At 71.7% G+C, this 19760-nt stretch carries 17 protein-coding genes; 14 read left to right on the forward strand and 3 right to left on the reverse strand.

Going from position 1 to position 19760, the window contains the following annotated elements; translation table 11 throughout:
- The first annotated feature begins 282 nt into the window (after positions 1–282).
- The 4 genes from ileS (at position 283) to ndk (ending at position 5962) form a co-directional block, all read left to right on the forward strand.
- A complete protein-coding gene (gene ileS, locus DEI93_RS04180; protein WP_111119777.1) occupies positions 283–3549 on the forward strand; it encodes an isoleucine--tRNA ligase in 3267 nt (1088 codons plus the stop codon).
- An 82-nt stretch (positions 3550–3631) separates the two neighbouring features.
- Positions 3632–5050 carry a bifunctional folylpolyglutamate synthase/dihydrofolate synthase gene (locus DEI93_RS04185; RefSeq protein ID WP_502868547.1) on the forward strand — a complete coding sequence of 473 codons (1419 nt, stop codon included), beginning with the start codon at positions 3632–3634 and terminating at the stop codon, positions 5048–5050.
- A complete protein-coding gene (locus DEI93_RS04190) occupies positions 5047–5490 on the forward strand; it encodes a DUF4233 domain-containing protein (RefSeq protein ID WP_111011043.1) in 444 nt (147 codons plus the stop codon). The genes DEI93_RS04185 and DEI93_RS04190 overlap by 4 nt, the downstream gene beginning before the upstream one ends.
- Before the next feature lie 52 nt (positions 5491–5542).
- Positions 5543–5962: a nucleoside-diphosphate kinase gene (gene ndk, locus DEI93_RS04195; protein WP_111072347.1), complete on the forward strand. Its 420-nt coding sequence runs from the start codon at positions 5543–5545 to the stop codon at positions 5960–5962.
- A gap of 285 nt (positions 5963–6247) precedes the next feature.
- On the opposite strand, the gene DEI93_RS04200 is transcribed toward ndk, so the two are convergent.
- Together DEI93_RS04200 and DEI93_RS04205 are read right to left on the reverse strand one after the other, a co-directional pair.
- Positions 6248–7168, reverse strand: coding sequence for a DsbA family protein (locus DEI93_RS04200; protein WP_111072346.1), 921 nt, complete (start codon positions 7166–7168; stop codon positions 6248–6250).
- 143 nt (positions 7169–7311) lie between these two features.
- Positions 7312–7914 carry a vitamin K epoxide reductase family protein gene (locus tag DEI93_RS04205; RefSeq protein WP_258372236.1) on the reverse strand — a complete coding sequence of 201 codons (603 nt, stop codon included), beginning with the start codon at positions 7912–7914 and terminating at the stop codon, positions 7312–7314.
- A 270-nt stretch (positions 7915–8184) separates the two neighbouring features.
- Between DEI93_RS04205 and DEI93_RS04210 the strand changes: the two genes are divergently transcribed.
- Positions 8185–11175: an Rne/Rng family ribonuclease gene (locus DEI93_RS04210; RefSeq protein WP_111119776.1), complete on the forward strand. Its 2991-nt coding sequence runs from the start codon at positions 8185–8187 to the stop codon at positions 11173–11175.
- A gap of 175 nt (positions 11176–11350) precedes the next feature.
- A complete protein-coding gene (locus DEI93_RS04215; protein ID WP_146244406.1) occupies positions 11351–12415 on the forward strand; it encodes a hypothetical protein in 1065 nt (354 codons plus the stop codon).
- A 17-nt stretch (positions 12416–12432) separates the two neighbouring features.
- Here the strand turns inward: DEI93_RS04215 and DEI93_RS04220 are convergent, their stop codons facing one another.
- Entirely contained in the window at positions 12433–12708 is a 276-nt protein-coding gene (locus DEI93_RS04220) for a DUF4031 domain-containing protein (protein ID WP_111011048.1), read from the reverse strand.
- Between the two features lie 153 nt (positions 12709–12861).
- Between DEI93_RS04220 and rplU the strand changes: the two genes are divergently transcribed.
- From rplU to DEI93_RS04260, 8 genes are all read left to right on the forward strand, one after another.
- The gene (gene rplU / locus DEI93_RS04225; protein WP_111011049.1) at positions 12862–13170 is read left to right on the forward strand and encodes a 50S ribosomal protein L21; all 309 of its coding nucleotides are present in this window, start codon (positions 12862–12864) and stop codon (positions 13168–13170) included.
- Between the two features lie 12 nt (positions 13171–13182).
- Positions 13183–13434: a 50S ribosomal protein L27 gene (rpmA, locus tag DEI93_RS04230; RefSeq protein ID WP_111011050.1), complete on the forward strand. Its 252-nt coding sequence runs from the start codon at positions 13183–13185 to the stop codon at positions 13432–13434.
- A 116-nt stretch (positions 13435–13550) separates the two neighbouring features.
- Positions 13551–15074 (forward strand): GTPase ObgE, encoded by a 1524-nt coding sequence (gene obgE, locus DEI93_RS04235; protein WP_111119775.1) that lies wholly within the window; start codon positions 13551–13553, stop codon positions 15072–15074.
- A gap of 64 nt (positions 15075–15138) precedes the next feature.
- Positions 15139–15960 carry a glutamate 5-kinase gene (gene proB / locus DEI93_RS04240; protein WP_111011052.1) on the forward strand — a complete coding sequence of 274 codons (822 nt, stop codon included), beginning with the start codon at positions 15139–15141 and terminating at the stop codon, positions 15958–15960.
- 51 nt (positions 15961–16011) lie between these two features.
- Entirely contained in the window at positions 16012–17277 is a 1266-nt protein-coding gene (locus DEI93_RS04245) for a glutamate-5-semialdehyde dehydrogenase (protein ID WP_111119774.1), read from the forward strand.
- Positions 17278–17325: 48 nt separating this feature from the next.
- Positions 17326–17532 (forward strand): hypothetical protein, encoded by a 207-nt coding sequence (locus tag DEI93_RS04250; protein ID WP_111011054.1) that lies wholly within the window; start codon positions 17326–17328, stop codon positions 17530–17532.
- Between the two features lie 11 nt (positions 17533–17543).
- On the forward strand, positions 17544–18143 hold the full coding sequence (gene nadD, locus DEI93_RS04255) for a nicotinate-nucleotide adenylyltransferase (protein ID WP_111011055.1): 600 nt from the start codon (positions 17544–17546) through the stop codon (positions 18141–18143).
- On the forward strand, positions 18140–19738 hold the full coding sequence (locus DEI93_RS04260; protein ID WP_111119773.1) for a hypothetical protein: 1599 nt from the start codon (positions 18140–18142) through the stop codon (positions 19736–19738). Before nadD ends, DEI93_RS04260 begins: the two co-directional genes overlap by 4 nt.
- Positions 19739–19760: the final 22 nt, after the last annotated feature.

Genomic DNA, 19760 nt, shown 5'->3' on the forward strand with positions numbered 1-19760 from the left:
GTACGATCGTCCCAGCGGCGTCGATCCGGCCATCACCGGGGAGCCTTCGGAAGAACACCATCCGTCCTCCGCGAGCGTCCCCGGGCGCGAGCGGGAGTCGGGCGGCCACTAGAACCGAACGGGTCGGGTCCGTCACAGCCTGAGCAACGAGCGGTGGTCCGCGCGACGGGAGCAGTGCCTCCCGGCCGTGGCCGCAAGCGAGGTGGTACCGCGCCGCCGGGTCGAGTCGACCGGGTGGCGTCCTCGTCGACAGCACGCACACGACCACTCGCCGAGGACCAGATGCGCTACCCCTTGAACGACCCGGACGCCGCCGGCGTCACCCCGTCCCCCTCGTTCCCCGAGGTCGAGCGCGGCGTCCTCGCCTTCTGGCAGCGCGACGACACGTTCCGGGCGTCGGTCGAGCAGCGGCAGGGCTGCGACGAGTGGGTGTTCTACGACGGCCCGCCGTTCGCGAACGGACTCCCGCACTACGGGCACCTGCTCACCGGCTACGCCAAGGACGTCTTCCCGCGGTTCCAGACGATGCGCGGCAAGCAGGTGCACCGCCGCTTCGGGTGGGACACCCACGGGCTGCCGGCCGAACTCGAGGCCATGCGCCAGCTCGGCATCACCGAGAAGCACGAGATCGACGACATGGGCATCGACGTGTTCAACGCGGCGGCGCGTCGGTCCGTGCTCCAGTACACCGACGAATGGCGCGACTACGTCACCCGCCAGGCACGCTGGGTCGACTTCGACGACGACTACAAGACGCTCGACGTCACGTTCATGGAGAGCGTGCTGTGGGCGTTCAGGTCCCTCTGGGACAAGGGCCTGGCGTACGAGGGCTTCCGCGTGCTGCCCTACTGCTGGAACGACCAGACGCCGCTGTCGAACCACGAGCTCCGCATGGACGACGACGTCTACCAGCAGCGCCAGGACCAGTCGGTGACCGTCGCGTTCCCGTTCACCGGCGCCCGCGCCGAGGAGCTGGGGCTCTCGGGCGTCCGCGCGCTCGCGTGGACGACGACGCCGTGGACCCTGCCGACGAACGCGGCGCTCGCCGTGGGACCCGCCATCGAGTACGTGGTCGTGCCGGCCGGTCCGGACGGCGCGGCCGACGGGACCGCGGCAGGCACCGCGTTGTTCCTGCTCGCCGGCGACACGCTCGCCGCGTACGCCAAGGACCTCGGCTACGGCTCCGCCGAGGAGGCCCGTGCCGCGGTCACCCGCACCGTCACCGGTGCCGAGCTCGACGGCGTCGCGTACGAGCGGCTGTGGGACTTCTACGTCGACGTCGAGGGCATGGAGAACGCCTGGCAGGTGCTCGTCGCCGAGTACGTCGCCACGGGCGAGGGCACGGGCATCGTGCACCAGGCACCGGCCTACGGCGAGGACGACCAGGCCGTCTGCTCGGCGGCGGGCATCCCGACGATCCTCTCCCTCGACGACGGCGGGCTGTTCCTGCCGCAGGTGGACCTCGTCGCGGGCCAGCTGTGGTCCGACGCGAACAAGCCGCTGACGCAGGAGCTCCGCGCGATGGGTCGCCTGCTCCGGGTCGCCTCGTACGAGCACAGCTACCCGCACTGCTGGCGCTGCCGGAACCCGCTCATCTACAAGGCCGTGTCGAGCTGGTTCATCCGGGTCACGGATTTCCGGGAGCGCATGGGCGAGCTCAACGAGCAGATCACCTGGGTGCCCGAGAACGTCAAGGACGGCCAGTTCGGCAAGTGGGTCGAGGGCGCTCGTGACTGGTCGATCTCGCGCAACCGGTACTGGGGTTCGCCGATCCCGGTGTGGAAGAGCGACGACCCCGCGTACCCGCGCGTCGACGTGTACGGATCCCTCGCCGACCTCGAACGCGACTTCGGGCGCCTGCCCCTGAACGACGCCGGCGAGCCGGACCTGCACCGCCCGTTCATCGACGAGCTGACGAGGCCGAACCCCGACGACCCGACCGGCCGCTCCACGATGCGCCGGATCACCGACGTGTTCGACGTCTGGTTCGACTCCGGGTCGATGCCGTACGCCCAGGTGCACTACCCCTTCGAGAACCGCGAGTGGTTCGACACCCACAACCCGGCCGACTTCATCGTCGAGTACATCGGACAGACGCGCGGCTGGTTCTACGTCATGCACGCGCTGGCGACGGCCCTGTTCGACCGTCCGGCGTTCTCGAACGTCATCAGCCACGGCATCGTGCTCGGGTCCGACGGCCAGAAGATGTCGAAGAGCCGGCGGAACTACCCCGATGTCAACGAGGTCTTCGACCGCGACGGCGCCGACGCCATGCGGTGGTTCCTCATGTCGTCCTCGGTGATCCGCGGTGGGAACCTCGTCGTCACCGAAGAGGGGATCCGCCAGGGCGTCCGCGAGTTCCTGCTGCCCCTCTGGTCGACGTACTACTTCTTCACCCTCTACGCGAACGCGTCGGGGGACGGCGGGTACCACGCCACCTGGCGCACCGACTCGACGGACGTGCTCGACCGGTACCTGCTCGCGCGCACCCGGCAGCTCGTGCTCGACGTCACGGCGCACCTCGAGGCCCTCGACACCCCGCTGGCCACCCTCGCGGTCCGCGACTTCGCCGACGTCCTCACGAACTGGTACGTCCGGCGGTCCCGTGACAAGTTCTGGGCGGGTGCCGGGTCCTCGGACGCTGCCCGCGATGCCTTCGACACGCTGTACACGGTCCTCGAGACCCTGACGCGCGTCGCTGCGCCGCTCGCGCCGCTCGTCGCGGACGAGGTCTGGAGGGGCCTCACCGGTGGGCGCAGCGTCCACCTCGAGGACTGGCCGGACGCCGAGGCGTTCCCCGCCGACGACGCCCTCGTCGCCGCGATGGACCGCGTCCGCGACGTCGCGTCGAAGGGCCTCGCGCTCCGCAAGGCGACCGGCAAGCGGGTCCGTCTGCCGCTCGCGACCCTGACCGTCGTCACCGCGGATCCCGCCGGGCTCGAGCCGTTCGCCGACATCCTCCGCGACGAGCTGAACGTCAAGCGCGTCGTGCTCGAGCAGCAAGCCGAGCAGTCGCTGGCGCAGTACGGCATCGAGCGGAAGCTCACGGTGAACGCCCGTGCCGCGGGTCCCCGCATCGGCAAGCTCGTGCAGCAGGTGATCCCGGCGGCCAAGCGCGGTGACTGGTCCGCCACCGCCGACGGCGTCACGGTCGGCGGCGTCGACCTGGTCGAGGGGGAGTACACGCTCGACCTCACCGTGGCCGACCCGACGAGCGCGGTGGCGTTCCTCGAGGGCAGTGGCTTCGTCGTGCTCGACACCGTGACGACCCCGGAGCTGGAGGCCGAGGGCCTGGCCCGCGACGTCGTGCGTGCGGTGCAGCAGGCGCGTCGGGACGCCGGGCTCGACGTCAGCGACCGCATCGTCCTGCGCCTCGAGGCCGATGAGGCTGCGAGCAGCGCGATCGAGGCGCACCATGGACTCATCGCGCAGGAGACCTTGAGCAGCCGGCTCGAGCAGGTCGTCTCCGCGCTGGACGACGACGACCCCGGCGTCGAGCACGTCGGCGACGGCGCGCTCGTCCGGGTGGAGGTGACCCGCGTTGGCTGAGATCGGCAACGGTACGAACCCCTACGGCGACGACGACGCGTACGACGAGGACGGCGAGCCCGTCGCCGGGACTCCACGTCCGGTGACGGCGGGCGTCCCCGTGCCGCACGGGCCCGAGGACGACGGCGTCGCCCAGGTCGAGTCGGAGCTGTACGCCCGCATCGGGGAACAAGCCCCCGAGCGTCGGCTGGCCGCGACCCGGCGTGCCGTCGAGCTGCTCGGCGACCCGCAGCACGCGTTCCCGGTCATCCACATCACCGGCACGAACGGCAAGACGTCGACCGCCCGGATGATCGAGAGCATCGTGCGCGCGCACGGGCTCCGCACCGGACTCATGACGAGCCCGCACCTCGTGTCCATCCGAGAGCGCATCGTCATCGACGGCGAGCCCATCCGGCCCGAGTCGTTCGTCGAGAACTGGCGCGACATCCAGCCGTACCTGACCATGACCGACGACGAGCTCCGCGCCGCCGGACAGCAGCCGCTCACGTTCTTCGAGGCGCTCACGGTCCTCGCGATCGCGTGCTTCGCGGACGCGCCGGTCGACGTCGCCGTGATCGAGGTCGGCATGGGCGGGGAATGGGACTCCACGAACGTGGTCGACGGCCAGGTGGCGGTGTTCACCCCGATCGCGATCGACCACGCCAAGCAGCTCGGCAACACCGTGGCCGAGATCGCCCGGACCAAGGCCGGGATCATCAAGCCCTCGGCGGCGGTCGTCAGCGCGCGGCAGACGCCGGAGGCCCTGGGAGAGCTCGAGCGTGCGGCGGCCCTGAGCGAGGCGACGCTCGCCGTCGAGGCGACCTCCGGTCCGAACGGCGGCTTCCGCGTGCTGTCGGACACCCCGGCCGTCGGCGGTCAGCTCGTCAGCGTCCAGGGCGTCGCCGGACGGTACGACGACCTGTTCGTGCCGCTCTTCGGTGCCCACCAGGCCGAGAACGCCGCGGTGGCGATCGCCGCCGTCGAGTCGTTCCTCGGTCGCGGATCGCAGCCCCTCGACGAGGACGTCCTCAGCGAGGGCCTCGCGGCAGCGACGTCGCCCGGCCGTCTCCAGCCGATCGCCCAGCAGCCGACCGTGGTCGTCGACGCCGCACACAACCCGCACGGCGCCCGGGCCCTGGCCGAGGCCCTGCCCGTCGCGTTCCCGTCCGACCACGTGGTCGGCGTGCTCGGCGTCCTCGCCGACAAGGACGCCCGCGGCATCGTTCGCGCGCTCAAGGACGTCGTGGCCACGTTCGTCGTCACGCAACCGCCCGGTCCCAGGGCCCTCGACGCCGACGCGTTCGCCGCGATCGTCGTCGACGAGGTCGGCCCGGATCGGCTGGTCGTCGAGCCCGACGTCGAGGCCGCCCTGGCCGAGGCACGGACCCTCGCCGAGGACGCCGACGCCGAGGCGGACCTGGCCGAGGGGGAGCCGGGCGCCATGGTCCTCGTCGCGGGCTCCATCGTGCTGATCGGCCGGGTCATGGACCTGGTCCACGGCGAAGGCGAGTCGGCATGACGGACGCTCCCCGCACCTCCCCGCCGGCCCGCGGCACACGGATGCGGCGTCCCCGCCCCCCGCGCGGCGCCCGCGAGAGCCTGCTGTCGATCGTCCTCGTGCTCGAGGCCGTCGTGTTCTTCTTCCCGATGCTCGTCGTGTTCGGCAAACACGAGCTCCCGCCGGCCGCGGCGTTCGGCGGCGGTCTCGGCTTCATGGTCGTGCTCGCCATCGCCTCCCGGCTGACCGGTCGCCCCGCCGGTGTAGGGTTCGGATGGCTGCTGCAGGCGGCCATCATCGCCACCGGCTTCGTGGAACCGTTCATGTTCGTCGTGGGCGCCATGTTCCTGGCGTTCTGGATCTACTGCTTCGTCAAGGGTGGTCAGCTCGACCGGACGAATGCGGCCCGCGCGGCGGCCCTCGGCGAGGACCCCGCACCGGGCACCGACGCCGGCGCCTGACCGTCGCCGCCGCACACCGACCACATCCACCCCCGAACCCAGGGAGCAATGCGTGTCCGACCTCGAAGAGACCCTCGTCCTCGTCAAGCCCGACGGCGTCGCCCGACAGCTGACCGGGGAGATCCTCCGCCGCATCGAGGCGAAGGGCTACGAGATCGTCGACCTGAAGATGCTGACGGCGTCCCGTGACCTGCTCAGCGCCCACTACGAGGAGCACCAGGGCAAGCCGTTCTTCGAGCCCCTCGTCGAGTTCATGGAGTCCGGGCCGATCGTCGCCGTCCGCGTCACGGGCAACGGCGTGATCGCCGGCTTCCGCTCGCTCGCGGGCACCACCGATCCGACCTCGGCCGCGCCGGGCACGATCCGCGGCGACCTCGGGCGCGACTGGGGTCTCAAGGTGCAGCAGAACCTCGTGCACGGCAGCGACTCGCCCGAGTCCGCCGCGCGCGAGCTCGGTCTCTGGTTCGCCTGACCCGCTGTTCCGCGTCTTCCCGACAGGCCCGTCGTCGTCCGACAACGGGCCTGTCGCCGTCTCCGCACGCACACGATGCGCGGGCATCTGACGACGTCACCCCTGTCGTCCGACACCCGCGCCGTCGAGACGAGCACCCGCACCGCGCGTGACCGGGAGGCCCGACACCACCCCGGGGAGCGAGCGGACACCCGAGGCGGAACGACGACGGGCCGCCCCCATCGGGACGGCCCGTCGTCGCACGGCTGACGGTCGCCGCGGGGCTGGCCCGCGGCGACCGTGCGATCAGCCCGCCGAGGGCGTGGCGGTCGGCGTCGCGGTCGAGCTGCCCGACGAACCCACGGCCTGTTCGGCGACCTGCTCCACGAACGACGAGAACGCCGACGTGTCGGTCAGCGACCCGGTGTACTGCTGCCCGTTGACGAGGACGAGCGGGGTGCCGGTGAGCTTCTTGACGTCGGAGTTCGGGATCTTGTCGTTGAGCGTCCGGTTCGTGACGTCGGCGACCCACCCCTTGAACGTGCCGTTGTGGATGCAGCTCGGGATGTTCTCGTTCGTCGCGCCAGCGGCCTTGACGAGGCGGACGATCTGGTCGTCGGTCAGGCCCTTGGTCTGCTCGCTCGGTTGCTTCTTGTAGAAGCGCTGGTTCACGGCGAGGAACTTGTTCGGCTCGTAGTTCGCGACACAGGCGGCGGCGTTGGTGGCGCGGGTCGAGTACTTGGTGCCGAGGGAGCTCGCGTCGAGCAGCGCGAACGGATGGAGCTCGAGCGTGGCGTACCCGGCGGTGACCCACTGCTTGATCTGGGTCATGTTCGTCGTCTCGAACTGGTTGCAGTACGGGCACATGTAGTCCTCGTAGATCACGACGTTGATCGTGTCCTTGTGGGCTGCCGTCTTGGTGGCCGTCGGCTCGGCGCCGGCCTTCGTCGCACCCGTGGTGACCGCGGTGATCGACTTGCCGTTGCCGTGCAGGAGGATGCCGTCGCTCGCCATGTTCTTGGGGCCGGGGCCCGCGGGCTGGATCGAGTTCACGACGACGAGCACGACGATCGCGGCGACGGCCAGCACGGCGAGGCCGATGCCGCCCTGCAGGAACAGCCGGTTGCGGCGTCTGCGCTGTTGTTCTCGCTCGCGCATCGCCCGCGCGTGCTCGCGGGCTGCTTCGCGCCGTGCCTTCTTGGAGGAGTTGTCGCCTGCGGTGCTCATCGGCAACAACCGTAACGGGTGCTGGAGGGGGTCGAGCGCGGCTCGGCTGACAAACCTCCCAGAAGTGCGTGACGCGTCATCGACGCCGGTGCGCGGGGCGTCGACATCAGGCCGGCGTCGCGGTGCGGACCGGTCGTACGCGATCAGAAGAGGATGGCCCGCAGCGTCGGGAACATGATGAGGATCACGAGGACGATCACGACGTAGTTGACGAGCACGATGAGCCAGGAGAACGGGAGGACCGCCTGGCCGATCCGATGTCCGCGTTCGCCGAGGTTCCCCCGCGCCAGGTTCCAGCACGTGAACACCCAGAACATCGGGATCGTCATGGACCAGACGAGCATGCACCAGGGGCAGAGCGCACCGATCGACCACACCGTCTGCGTGAAGAGCCACGTCACGAACACCCAGGCCAGGAACACCCCGGCGTTGAACGCCACCCAGAACCAGCGGGCCGCGACGACGCCGGCCAACAGCATCACCGCGACGGCGATCGGTGCCACGAACCCCGAGACGCCGAGGATCGGGTTCGGGAACCCGAACAGATGTGCCTGGTGGCTCGCCATGACGTTCGAGCAGCTGATGAAGGGGTTGACGTCGCATCCCAGTGCCTGCTTGGGGTGTTCCAGCAGTTGGTACTCGTCGACGACGAGCCGGAAGGCGCCGTACAACCCGCCCGCCCCGGTGACGAGGAGGAACACGGCCATGGCCACGGGTGGACGACGGAGGGCTTCGCGGGACGTCACGAGCGCCATCATCGCATGCACGTTCGGCGTTCCCATGGGCGGGCGTGCGATAATCGATGGGTCGACGGTCCCGTACCGCCGATGACGAAGAGCTTTCCGGGCCCGGTGCCCGGACAACGAAGCGCCGTGAGAGGGCGCGCGCGACCGTGGTGCTGCCCCGTACGGAGCGGCACCGGCCGCTTGGAGCGAGCGCGGGGGCGTAGTCGCCGCCCGCCGAGGATTCCCGCCGGTCACATGCTGACCAGGCCGGGCTGAGGAGTGCACCAGTCGATGGTGGAGCAGAACGACAACAACAACGAAGACGGTACGAAGCGCCGCGGGCGCCTGTTCGGCAGCCGCCGGGCACGGTCCCACGGACCGGACGACCACGTCGCCGACCGGGAGGCCCGGGCGACGCCCGTCACGCCGCCCGCGTCCGACGCGGAGGACCCCGGCGAGCTCTCGGCACCGGTGGCGTCGATCGACGCCCCGGACGCCGCGCGCGTCGTCGTCGACGAGGGCGACTCGGTGACCTCCGCGGTCGACGAGGCCGCGCAGGTGACGACGGTGATCGACGAGGCCGCGCAGGTGACGACGGTGGTCGACGAGGCCGTGTCGGTGACGACGATGGTCGACGCGGTCGCGACGGCGACGGAGGCGGTGCCCCTCGGCCTCGCTGAGGACACGGCAGCCGACCTCGCCCCGGAGGCGACGGGGTCGGTTGTCACCGATCTGCCGGATGCGGAGCCCACCGGCGCCGGGCAGCCGGAGGCCGAGCCGTCGACGGCTGAGGAGTCCGCGGGCGAACCCGCCCCGACGTACCCGGTCGCGACGAGCACGACGAGCCTCATCTTCCATGCGCCCGTGCTGCCGGACCTGCCCGAGCGGTTCCAGCCGGACGACGAGCCGGACCGCGACCGCGACCGCGACCGTGACCGCGACCGTGACCGCGACCTCGTCGAGTCGCCGAGCACCCGCCGTCGATCGCGTCGTCGCGGGGCCGCCGCGCAGGACGACCAGCAGGCCGACGACTCGGGCGTGCAGCAGCAGCGGCAGCCCAAGCAGAAGCGCGAGCCGGAGCTCATCACCGAGCCGCAGCGCATCAAGGGGTCGACCCGGCTCGAGGCGAAGAAGCAGCGTCGCCGTGACGGCCGTGACGCCGGTCGCCGCCGTCAGGTCATCACCGAGGACGAGTTCCTCGCCCGCCGCGAGAGCGTCGACCGCCAGATGATCGTCCGCTCGCAGGCGGACCGCATCGAGATCGGCGTGCTCGAGGACGGCGTCCTCGCGGAGCACTACGTCACGAAGAACCACAACGTCTCGCTCATCGGGAACGTCTACCTCGGCAAGGTGCAGAACGTGTTGCCGAGCATGGAGGCCGCGTTCGTGGACATCGGCCGCGGGCGGAACGCGGTGCTGTACTCGGGCGAGGTCGACTGGGACTCCGTCGAGACGGGCAACCAGCCCCGCCGCATCGAGCTCGCGCTCAAGCCCGGCGACAAGGTCCTCGTGCAGGTGACGAAGGACCCGGTCGGCCACAAGGGCGCCCGCCTGACGAGCCAGATCTCGCTCCCGGGGCGCTACCTGGTCTACGTGCCGAACGGCTCGATGAACGGGATCTCGCGCAAGCTGCCCGACACCGAGCGCGCGCGCCTCAAGAAGATCCTCAAGGAGGTCCTGCCGGAGCACGCGGGTGTCATCGTGCGCACCGCGGCCGAGGGAGCGACCGAGGAGCAGCTCACGCGCGACGTCACCCGGCTCACGAGCCAGTGGGAGGTGATCCAGAACAAGGTGCAGAACGGCCAGGCGCCGGTGCTGCTCCACAGCGAGCCCGACCTCCTCGTCAAGATCGTGCGCGACGTCTTCAACGAGGACTTCTCGAAGCTGATCATCGACGGTGATGCCGCCCGCGCCGTCATCGACGAGTACCTCTCCGCGGTGGCGCCGGACCTCAAGGACCGCGTCGAGCTCTACGAGGGCCCCGACTCGTTCGAGGAGCACCGGCTCAACGAGCAGATCGAGAAGGCTCTGGACCGCAAGGTCTGGCTGCCGTCCGGCGGCTCACTGGTGATCGACCGTACCGAGGCGATGACCGTGGTCGACGTCAACACGGGCAAGTTCGTCGGGTCCGGGGGCAACCTCGAGGAGACCGTCACGAAGAACAACCTCGAGGCGGCCGAGGAGATCGTGCGTCAGCTCCGACTGCGCGACATCGGCGGCATCATTGTGGTCGACTTCATCGACATGGTGCTCGAGTCCAACCGCGATCTCGTGCTCCGCCGTCTCGTCGAGTGCCTGAGCCGTGACCGGACGAAGCACCAGGTCGCCGAGGTCACCTCGCTCGGCCTCGTGCAGATGACCCGCAAGAAGATCGGCGTCGGCCTGCAGGAGTCGTTCGCCGAGGTGAACGCCAAGGTCAACGACAACACGAACGAGTCCTCGCCGAAGGGTGGCCGGAGCGGTCGCAAGGGCCGGGGCAACGGCGGTGGCCAGGGCAACGGCAACGGCAGCGGCAACGGCAGCGGCAACGGCCAGCAGTCGTCGCAGCAGGCGCACCAGATCACCGAGGACGTCAAGAACGCACTCTCGCGGATCGCCGCATCGACCATCCCGCACGACGACGCCGCTGCCACGGCCGCGAGCGGCACCGCGCCGACGAGCGCGAGCCAGCTCGAGGAGGCTCTGGACAGCGCCAGCGGAGCCACACCGGGTGAGGCCGACGCCGGTACGGGGACGACGCGATCGCAGCGCCGCTCCCGTCGCGGGGACCGGAACGAGCGCGGCGATCGGAACGAGCGTGCCGACCGGAACGAGCGTGCCGACCGGGAGGAGCGCACCGAGCGCACCGAGCACGCTCCGTCCGCCGACGCGACCGTGGAGCAGCCGACCGAGGTGACACGGCAGCAGCCCGCAGCGCCGCACGAACCGGCGACGCCCGAACCGGTGTCGGCGACCCGTGAGCCGGCGTCGACGGGGTCTCGTCGGGTGAGCACGACGGCGACCGTGTCCCCGACCGAGTCCGTCGCGATCCTCGACATCCCGCTCTCCGCGGCGCCGGTCCGGCAGCCCCGGCCGGTGAGCACCGAGGCGGCCGAGTCCCTCCTGGACTCCGTCCTCCAGGCGCTCCCCGAGCCGAAGCAGCCCGGCCAGGGGCGCAACCGGTCCCGCAGGGTGACGTCGGGGAGCATCAGCGCACCCGCGACGACCAGCGGCGCAACCGACGCCGGCGGTGCTGACGACGCGGGCGACCCCGACGGCGGGCCGGTCATCCTCGGGCGGTGACCGCAGCGCGGGACTGAGCCCGGGCCTCCCGGCAGACGGCCGACGCGGCCGATGACGAACGCGACCTCCCCCCGACGGGGCGGGGTCGCGTTCGTCGTTCCGCGGTAGCGTTTCCTGACCGTCGACCGGTGCCGCGTGCCGCGGCCGCCCACCGCCACCGCAGAGGAGAGCCCGCGTGTCCGATCCGACCGACGACCACCAGCAGCCGGTCGGGGGAGCGCCCGGGTTCCCGAGAGACGGCCGTGCCGCGTCCCAGGGTGACCACCACCGGATGCCGGGCGCGGCCGGCCCCGCGCCGTCGTGGGCGTCCGTACCGGGTCCGTCGGTTCCGGGTCCGTCGGTTCCGCGAGTACCCGGCCCCGGCATCGGGCTCCCGGGCGCCGTTCCCGCATGGCGGAGGAGCAGCCCCACGAGTGTGTTCGCTCGGGAGCGCTCGGGAGCTGGAGTCGCCGCCGCGGCGCTCGCCATCGCGGTGGTCGCGGCGGTCCTGCTCGTGTCGTCCCTGTCCGAGTTCCTCGGCACCCTGTCCTACGCGGGCGCGATGGACTTCGGCGACGAGGGCTTCACCGGCACGCCGCTCGGGTACTTCCTCGTCACGTGGCTGCTCGACCCACTGGCGTTCTACGTCGTCGCGTTCGTCGTCCTCGCGTTCCTGACCCCGGTGACGCGACGGAGTCCACTGCCGACGATCGTGCTCCGGGCGATCGTCGCCGGGGCGGCGGGGACCGTGGGCATCATGGTCGTCGGCGTGTTCGAGGGCTTCGTCCACGCGGTGAGCGAGCTCGACTGGACCTACCTGCTCACCGACATCCTGACGGACCCCGTGTCCCGCGGCGTCGAGTACACGGCGCTCACCGTCACGGCCTGCACGCTCGTCTGGTTGTGGTCCGGACGTCCAGGGCGACGAGGCCGCACCGGCCGTCCGGGGATGCCGGGCATGGTCCCGCCGGCCGACGCCGTGCCGGTGGCCACGATCCCGCCGCAGGCGCCAGCCTGGCATGCGGCTGCTCCGCGCCCGGGTGCGTCGCAGCCGGGAGGCGCGTGGCCGACGGGTGCGTCGCAGCCGGGGAGCGCGTGGCCGACGGGTGCGTCGCAGCCGGGAGGCGCGTGGCCGACGGGCGCAGCGCAGCCGGGAGGCGCGTGGACGGCCGATGCGTCCCGGTCGGGAGGCCCGTGGCCGACGGGGACGTCGGTTCCCGAGGAGTGGCGTGCGACCGACGAGGTCGACCGGGACCGCTGAGGCGCCCGGGCAGCGGGTCAGTGCCCGGAGCGCTTGTCGCGCTGCGGGACCCGGAGTCCGCTCGCGATGAGCCGGAGGACGAGTTCCCGGCCGGACACGGCGAGGGCCCCCAGCGCGACGAGTTCGTCGTGCCGGGCCGCGGGGACGTCGTAGTGGTCGTGGTCGAACGCGCGGCGGGGCAGGCCGGCGCGGGCCGCGAAGGCGTGGAGCTCGTCGTAGGACTCGTCGCTCACCAGGTGCGACCAGACCGTGTCGTGCGCGGGCCAGACGGGAGGGTCGATGAGCACGGTCACCCGGAGGAGCCTACGGCGTGGCGCGCGTTTGACCGGACCGGGAGCCATCGAGTACCCTTGGTTGTTGGTGTCCGCGAGGCCTCATGCCCGCGTCGACCGCGTCGGCGACGGCACCGCAGACTTCCCTCCAGCAGAGTACGTAAGGAATTCCACGTGGTTTACGCAGTTGTGCGCGCCGGCGGCCGTCAGGAAAAGGTCGAGGTCGGCACCGTCCTGAACATCGACCGCATCAAGGGCGACGAGAACGGCACCATCCAGCTCGCGCCGGTGCTCCTCGTGGACGGCGACAAGGTCACCTCCGCGGCGAGTGACCTCGCCGGCGTGACGGTCACCGCCGAGGTCCTGAACGACCTCCGCGGCCCGAAGATCGTCATCCAGAAGTTCAAGAACAAGACCGGGTACAAGAAGCGTCAGGGCCACCGCTCGGAGCTCACCCGCGTCAAGATCACCAAGATCGCGTAAGGCGGAAGAACAATGGCACACAAGAAGGGTGCGAGCTCCACTCGCAACGGTCGTGACTCGAACGCGCAGCGCCTCGGCGTGAAGCGCTTCGGCGGACAGGTCGTCAACGCGGGCGAGATCATCCTCCGCCAGCGTGGCACCCACTTCCACCCGGGCGCCAACGTCGGCCGTGGCGGCGACGACACGCTCTTCGCGCTCACCGCGGGCGCCGTCGAGTTCGGCACCAAGGGCGGCCGCAAGGTCGTCAACATCGTCAACGCCTGATCGCACGACGACACACCCCACGAGAAGGGCGGGCCGAGTGCCCGCCCTTCTTCGCTTTCCCGCCGGGTGCGGCGCCCTCGGTCCGGCGCCCCTGGCACCAGCTCCGTGAGGACACCATGGCCACCTTCGTCGACCACGTCACCCTGCACCTGACCGCGGGCAACGGCGGCAACGGCTGCGTCTCGGTCCGCCGCGAGAAGTTCAAGCCCCTCGCCGGGCCCGACGGCGGCAACGGCGGGAACGGCGGGGACATCGTCCTCGTCAGCGACCCCCAGGTCACGACCCTGCTCGGGTACCACCGGTCGCCCCACCGCTCCAGCCGGAACGGACAGCCCGGCATGGGTGACATGCGCAGCGGCACGAGCGGCGAGGAGCTCGACCTCCCGGTGCCCGTCGGCACCGTCGTGTACGACGAGCGCGGCGAGCAGATCGCCGACATGGACCGCCCGGGGATGCGCGTCGTCGTCGCGCAGGGCGGTCAGGGTGGCCTCGGCAACGCCGCCCTCGCCACACCGAAGCGCAAGGCCCCCGGGTTCGCGCTCCTCGGCACGCTCGGCGAGACCGGGGACGTCCGGCTCGAACTCAAGACCGTGGCCGACGTCGCCCTGGTCGGGTTCCCGTCCGCGGGCAAGTCGAGCCTGATCGCCGCGATCTCCGCCGCCAAGCCGAAGATCGCCGACTACCCCTTCACGACGCTCACCCCGAACCTCGGCGTCGTCGAGTCGGGATCGGTCCGGTTCACCGTCGCCGACGTCCCCGGCCTCATCGAGGGGGCGTCGGAGGGTCGCGGACTCGGCCTCGAGTTCCTCCGGCACGTCGAGCGGTGCAGCGCCCTGCTGCACGTGATCGACTGCGCGACGCTCGACCCCGGCCGTGACCCGATCAGCGACCTCGACGTCATCCTCCGCGAACTCGAGCGGTACCCCGTGCCGGCCGGTCAGACACCGCTGCTCGAGCGTCCCCAGCTCGTCGCCCTCAACAAGATCGACGTCCCCGACGCCCGCGAGCTCGCCGAGTTCGTGCGGCCGGAGCTCGAGTCGCGGGGCTACCGCGTGTTCGAGATCTCGACCGCGTCGCACGCTGGACTCCGTGAGCTGACCTTCGCCCTCGCGGACATCGTCGAACAGGCCCGGGTCACGCAGGCCACCCAGCCCGAGCCTGAGCGGATCGTGCTCCGTCCCCGGGCGGTCGACCAGACCGAGTACACCGTCCGCGCCGAGGGTGGCGAGGAGCACCGGTTCTACCGGATCCGCGGGGCGAAGCCCGAGCGCTGGGTGCAGCAGACGGACTTCGACAACGAGGAAGCCATCGGCTACCTGGCGGACCGACTCGCCAAGCTCGGCGTCGAGGACGACCTCTTCAAGGCCGGCGCGGTGGCCGGTTCGACCGTCGTGATCGGCGGGGACGGCGGCATGGTCTTCGACTGGGAGCCGACACTCACCTCGACCGCCGAGCTCATCACGAGCGCACGCGGCACGGACTCCCGCCTCGACCTCAACCCCCGCCCGACCCGCGGTCAGCGCCGTGCGGAGTACTTCGAGCGCATGGACGCCAAGGCCGAGGCGCGCGCCGAGCTCGAGCGCGAGCGCGTCGCCGGACTCTGGGCGGGCGACGACGACACCGAGCCGGACGCCGACTGACCGACCACGCCCGCCCCGAGCACCCGGCAGGACCACGAACCGACACGACAGGAGTGCCGCAGCGATGACCGACAGCACGACCACGCGCGCGGAGCCGACGCCCGTCCGGACCCGTGCCGACGTCCCGACCGCGCGCCGGATCGTCGTCAAGGTCGGCTCGTCCTCGATCAGCGGGGAGAACGCCGGGCAGATCGAACCCCTCGTCGACGCCCTCGCCGCCGCGCACGGCCGGGGCACCGAGGTCGTGCTCGTGTCGTCCGGGGCGATCGCGACCGGGTTCCCGTACCTGGCGCTCGACGCCCGCCCCGACGACCTCGCGACGCAGCAGGCCGCCGCGGCCGTCGGGCAGAACGTCCTGGTGTACCGGTACCAGCGGAGCCTGCGCCGGTACGAGATCGTCGCCGGTCAGGTGCTCCTGACCGCCGGGGACCTGCAGAACCCCACGCACCGGGTCAACGCGCAGCGGGCGATGGACCGCCTGCTCGCGCTCCGGATCCTGCCGATCGTCAACGAGAACGACACCGTCGCCACGCACGAGATCCGGTTCGGGGACAACGACCGGTTGGCCGCCCTCGTCGCGCGGTTGCTCCGTGCCGACGTCCTCGTCCTCCTCTCGGACGTCGACGCGCTCTACACGAAGCCGCCGGAGCAGCCCGGCGCCGAGCGGATCGCGGAGGTCCCGTTCGGTGACGACCTCGCGGGCGTCACGTTCGGTTCGGTCGGCGTCGCAGGCGTGGGGACGGGGGGCGCGGGGACGAAGGTCGCGGCCGCCCGCCTCGCGGCCGAGGCCGGCACGAGCGTCCTCGTCACCGCGACCGCGCTCGTCGACCGCGCGCTCACGGGTGACGCGATCGGGACCTGGTTCGCCGCCGGACCACAGGCGTAGCGCGGGTCGGTGGCACCGCCTCCCGTCGGCCGCTCCGTCTACAATCCGGGTATGGCAACCACCGCCGTCCGCCCCACGCTCGTCGACAAGCTCGTCGCTGCGCGCGCGGCCTCACCGGCCCTCGTGACGGCGACCGCCGACGTCAAGAACGCCGCGCTCGGCGCGATCGCGGCGGCCGTGCGGTCGGCCACCGACGAGATCGTCGCGGCCAACGCCCACGACCTCGAAGCGGGGGAGCAGGGCGGGCTCGCGCCGGGCCTCCTGGACCGCCTGCGGCTGGACCCCACGCGGATCGAGGCGCTGGCGTCCGCCGTCGAGCACGTCGCCACGCTGACCGACCCCGTCGGGCAGACCGTGCGCGGCTCGACCCTGCCGAACGGACTCCAGCTGACCGAGGTCCGCGTGCCGTTCGGGGTCGTCGGGGCGATCTACGAGGCACGGCCGAACGTCACCGTGGACATCGCCAGCCTCGCGCTCAAGAGCGGCAACGCGGTCGTGCTCCGCGGCGGCTCGGCGGCCGCCCGGACGAACGCCGTGCTCGTCGAGCGCATCCAGGACGCCGTGGCCACGGTGGGGCTGCCCGGCGCGCTCGTGCAGACCATCGACGAGTTCGGCCGCGACGGCGCGACGGAGCTCATGCGGGCGCGGGGGCTGGTCGACGTCCTCGTGCCTCGCGGCAGCGCCGGCCTCATCCAGACCGTCGTCACGGAGTCGCAGGTCCCGGTGATCGAGACCGGTGCGGGCGTCGTCCACGTGTTCCTGGACGCGTCGGCGCCCGAGGACTGGTCGGTCGACATCGTGCTCAACAGCAAGGTGCAGCGTCCGAGCGTCTGCAACGCCCTCGAGACGCTGCTCGTGCACCAGGACGCCGCACCGCGCCTCCTGCCCGTGGTGGCGGCGCGCCTCCTGGAGGCGGGGGTCACCCTGCGCGGTGACGACGCGACCCGCGCGCTCGTCCCGCAGGCGGTCCCCGTGACCGAGGAGGACTGGGGCACCGAATCGATGGCGCTCGACCTGTCCGTCCGGGTCGTGCCCGACCTCGACGCCGCGATCGCGCACATCGCCCGGTGGTCCACCCAGCACACGGAGTCGATCGTCACGAACGACCTCCGCAACGCGGACCGGTTCCTCGCCGAGGTCGATTCCGCAGTCGTCATGGTGAACGCCTCCACGCGGTTCACCGACGGCGGTGAGTTCGGGTTCGGGGCCGAGGTCGGGATCTCGACGCAGAAGCTGCACGCGCGAGGGCCGATGGGGCTGCCGGAGCTCACGAGCACGAAGTGGATCGTGCGCGGACACGGTCAGGTGCGCGGCTAGACTGGGGCGCGGCCACCGCCACACCCCATCGGAATGATCGGAGCGCCCATGATCCACCTGCTGCTCGCTGCCGGAGAACCCACCACGGCCGAGGTGCCCCGGTTCATCTTCCCGCTCGGTGCGGCCGCGGTGTTCACGTTCCTCGGGTTCGTGACCTGGAGCTTCCGCGACGTCGCCTACCGGCACAGCCACAAGTTCGACGCCACCCGGACCGACGAGACCGGCGTCGACGAGTTCGGCCACACGAAGATCTGACCCGCCGCCCGATGCTCGAGAGCACCGGTCGGCCGCGCATCGGTGTGATGGGCGGCACGTTCGACCCGATCCACCATGGTCACCTCGTGGCAGCGAGCGAGGTCGCGTCCTCGTTCGGCCTCGACGAGGTCGTGTTCGTCCCGACCGGCCAGCCGTACATGAAGTCCGACGTGTCGGACGCGGAGCACCGGTACCTCATGACGGTGATCGCCACCGCGTCCAACCCGATGTTCACGGTGAGCCGTGTCGACATCGACCGCCCCGGCCCCACGTACACGATCGACACCCTCCGTGACCTCCGCGACCAACGACCGGACGCCCAGTTCGTGTTCATCTCGGGCGCCGACGCCGTGGCCCAGATCCTCGACTGGAAGGACCACTCCGAACTCTGGGACCTCGCCCACTTCGTTGCTGTGACTCGGCCGGGACATGACCTGACCGTCACCGGATTGCCGGAGCGGGACGTAAGCTTGCTCGAGGTACCGGCACTGGCGATCTCGTCGACCGACTGCCGAAGCCGCGTGGGCCGAGGACATCCCGTGTGGTACTTGGTCCCGGACGGCGTCGTCCAGTACATCACCAAGCACCATCTGTATCGGAGCGTCGCATGAGTTCGTCCGACTCGCAGCCGCCCCTCACGCGGCGTCAGGCCCGAGAGCGCGAGCGTGCCGCCGAGACCGGTGCTCAGCCCGTGACGCCGGAGGCCGCCGTGGCCGCCGGCGTTCCCGCATCCGTCGCGTCTGCGGCCGATGGCCCGCGCAGCGTCGCGGTACCCTCGGCACCGCCCGCCGCCCCGACCGACCTGCCGCGCCGGCGTCCGGGTTCGCACGTCGCTCCCGCCGCGTCGGCACCAGCACAGGCCGCCGCGGTGCCGGTGCGGGGTGGTGTCGCCGATCAGGGCGCCGCGGAGCCCACGCAGCGCGCAGCCGTCCAACCGTCCCGCGCCGCTGACGCCGCCCCGCCCGCATCGGCCCCCGAGATCGTCCCCGGCACCGGCATGACGCGGCGTCAGCTCCGCGCCCTGCGTGAGGCCGAGCAGCACCGTGACCAGGCACCCGTCCCGCTCCGGACGCCGTCACCCCAGTCGTCCGACCGCACCGTGGCGGACGTCCTCGGCGACGTCGCCGCGCTCGAGGGCCAGCGCATCGCCGCGGAGCACGACGAATCCGCGCCGGACGCCGCGATCCTCCACCAGGCGACCGAGGCGGACGGTTCGCCCGACGCCATCGAGCCGCTCTCGGACGCCGTCGCCCACAGCGACGAGCCGCGGGTGCGCCGGTCGACCTGGGCGCCGCCGGCACCGGAGCCCGACGCCCCGCTCCCCGAGGCCGAGCCGATCGTCGACATCGTCCCGGCCGGGGACGCCGGTGCGGTGCATGACGACGAGGCTGCGGGTGGTGACGACGCTGCCCGTGGCGACCGCGCTGAGCGTGGTGCCGGTGACGTCCCGGATGCCCGTGACGCCGGGGCAACGCGCCCGCGGTCCGCGTCCGGGGCCGCCGAGGGCATCGACGCGAGCACCGACGACGTGCTCGACCCGGCCCTCCCGGCGGCCTCGACGCCGAACGTCTTCCCCCTCGACCTCTCGGACGCGGCCGGATCGCCCGCCGCGGCCGACGCTCGTACGGAAGAACGGCGTCCGGCGTCACCCGCTTCGGCGAGTCGGGCCCGTCCCGCTGCCGCGCGTGGAGGAGCGACCCCGGAGCCGCCGGCCACGACCGGCACCATCGCGACGCCGACGGGCCACTGGTCCCGCCAGGCCGAGGCCGCGGACGAGCACCTGCACGATCCCCAGACCGGGCAGTCGCGGGCGACGCAGACGCAGACGAACGCGCTGATCCTGCCGAACTCGGCGCTCAGCGACGTCACGGGTGCCCTCAACGCCACGGGCGAGGTCATCATCACCGGGTCGATCGACCTGCCGAAGACCCTCGCCGCCACCGGGGCGCACACCCCGCACATTGACGGCGTCGAGGTCGATCGACTGCTCGAGCAGCACGACGCCGAGACCGCGACGAACGACGCGGTCCCCGTCCGGGCGAGCCGCGCGGTGTCGAGCCACACGTCGACCCGTGCGGTCGTGCTCGCCGCGGCGAAGCCGAAGCAGTCGCGGATGCCGACCGTGCTCGCGTACTCCGCGGCGAGCGTCGGGGTGGCCGGGGTCATCGCCGTCGTCGTGGCGATGTTCTCGCTCGGCGTCTTCTGAGCCGGGCCACCGGCGGGCGTTC

This window comes from Curtobacterium sp. MCBD17_035 (genome assembly GCF_003234815.2).
In the GTDB taxonomy this organism is placed as follows: Bacteria; Actinomycetota; Actinomycetes; order Actinomycetales; family Microbacteriaceae; genus Curtobacterium.